The sequence below is a fragment of the Streptococcus sp. KR genome (genome assembly GCF_002238115.1).
Taxonomy (GTDB): Bacteria; Bacillota; Bacilli; order Lactobacillales; family Streptococcaceae; genus Streptococcus.
This window is the reverse complement of sequence record NZ_NGVM01000069.1, coordinates 1-1,056: the sequence shown is the minus strand read 5'-3', so window position 1 is coordinate 1,056 and position 1,056 is coordinate 1. Positions and strand designations below refer to the sequence as shown.

Here is a 1,056-nt window from a genome sequence, read left to right as displayed (position 1 = left end):
CAAGTAAAGGTGTTAGATTTAGTCAATATGAAGAACTCAGATGGCTTCAATCCTTTTCGCTATATAGAGACAGAAAATGATTTGAATCGCATGCTGACGGTTTATTTCAATAACACCAAAGGCTCTGGCTCCCGTAGTGATCCATTTTGGGATGAAGCTTCTATGACTTTGGTACGAGCTTTAGCCTCCTACTTGGTCGATTTCTATAACCCACCTAAAACAAGAGAACAGCTCATAGAAGAGAGTCGTTTAAGTCAAAAGGAATATCAAAACTTGTTGAAACGTCAAAAAAAAGAAGTGGAAGAGCGAAAAAAACGAGGGCGTTATCCAAGTTTTGCTGAAATCTCAAAACTCATTAAACACTTATCCAAGGGTGAAAACCAAGAAAAAAGTGTCTTAGAAATTCTATTTGAAAATTATGCTAAAAAGTATGGGACTGAAAATTTTACCATGCGAAATTGGGCAGATTTTCAAAATTATAAGGATAAGACTCTGGATTCTGTTATAGCTGTAACCACTGCTAAATTTGCCCTCTTCAATATTCAGAGTGTCATGGATTTGACCAAAAAAGATACACTTGATATGAAGACATGGGGCCAGGAAAAATCAATGGTTTACTTAGTTATCCCCGATAACGATAGTACCTTTCGCTTTCTTTCAGCCCTCTTTTTTTCAACTGTATTTCAAACCTTAACAAGACAAGCAGATATTGATTTTAAGGGTCAATTGCCTCTTCATGTGAGAGTTTACTTAGATGAGTTCGCAAATATCGGAGAAATCCCAGATTTTGCTGAACAAACCTCAACAGTCCGTTCACGGAATATGAGTCTCGTTCCTATTCTACAAAATATTGCCCAACTTCAAGGACTCTATAAAGAAAAAGAAGCTTGGAAAACCATTTTGGGGAACTGTGATAGTTTAGTCTACTTAGGTGGTAATGATGAAGATACCTTTAAATTTATGAGTGGTTTACTCGGTAAACAAACCATTGATGTTCGAAATACTAGTCGTTCCTTTGGCCAGACAGGTTCAGGATCCCTTTCTCATCAAAAGATT

At 36.7% G+C, this 1,056-nt stretch carries 1 protein-coding gene; it reads left to right on the top strand.

The window, feature by feature from the left end; translation table 11 throughout:
• Positions 1 to 1,056: VirD4-like conjugal transfer protein, CD1115 family (locus CBI42_RS10835; protein ID WP_179211401.1), on the top strand; the 1,056-nt coding region annotated here is incomplete at both ends.